The organism is Kitasatospora sp. NPDC088779 (assembly GCF_040685395.1).
Lineage (GTDB): Bacteria > Actinomycetota > Actinomycetes > Streptomycetales > Streptomycetaceae > Kitasatospora.
Map to the genome: position 1 here is coordinate 1 of NZ_JBFBHW010000132.1, position 1,030 is coordinate 1,030.

Sequence of the window (1,030 nt, forward strand, 5' to 3'; positions counted from 1 at the left end):
GGCGAAGCTGAGAACTTAAGCGCCAGTAAACGGCGGTGGTAACTATAACCATCCTAAGGTAGCGAAATTCCTTGTCGGGTAAGTTCCGACCTGCACGAATGGCGTAACGACTTCTCGACTGTCTCAACCATAGGCCCGGTGAAATTGCATTACGAGTAAAGATGCTCGTTTCGCGCAGCAGGACGGAAAGACCCCGGGACCTTTACTATAGCTTGATATTGGTGTTCGGTTCGGCTTGTGTAGGATAGGTGGGAGACTTTGAAGCAGCAACGCCAGTTGTTGTGGAGTCGTCGTTGAAATACCACTCTGGTCGTGCTGGATGTCTAACCTGGGTCCGTGATCCGGATCAGGGACAGTGTCTGGTGGGTAGTTTAACTGGGGCGGTTGCCTCCTAAAGAGTAACGGAGGCGCCCAAAGGTTCCCTCAGCCTGGTTGGCAATCAGGTGTTGAGTGTAAGTGCACAAGGGAGCTTGACTGTGAGACTGACGGGTCGAGCAGGTACGAAAGTAGGGACTAGTGATCCGGCGGTGGCTTGTGGAAGCGCCGTCGCTCAACGGATAAAAGGTACCCCGGGGATAACAGGCTGATCTTCCCCAAGAGTCCATATCGACGGGATGGTTTGGCACCTCGATGTCGGCTCGTCGCATCCTGGGGCTGGAGTAGGTCCCAAGGGTTGGGCTGTTCGCCCATTAAAGCGGTACGCGAGCTGGGTTTAGAACGTCGTGAGACAGTTCGGTCCCTATCCGCTGTGCGCGTAGGAGTGTTGAGAAGGGCTGTCCCTAGTACGAGAGGACCGGGACGGACGAACCTCTGGTGTGCCAGTTGTCCTGCCAAGGGCATGGCTGGTTGGCTACGTTCGGGAGGGATAACCGCTGAAAGCATCTAAGCGGGAAGCCTGCTTCGAGATGAGCACTCCCACCTCCTTGAGAGGGTAAGGCTCCCAGTAGACGACTGGGTTGATAGGCCGGATATGGAAGCCCTGTGAGGGGTGGAGTTGACCGGTACTAATAGGCCGAGGGCTTGTCCTCAG

Annotated in this window: 1 rRNA gene; it reads left to right on the forward strand. The window is 55.7% G+C overall.

From position 1 onward, the window contains the following. Window positions 1-1,028: ribosomal RNA gene (locus tag AB0P03_RS40850) — 23S ribosomal RNA — on the forward strand; the annotation flags it as partial. Window positions 1,029-1,030 lie beyond the last annotated feature (2 nt).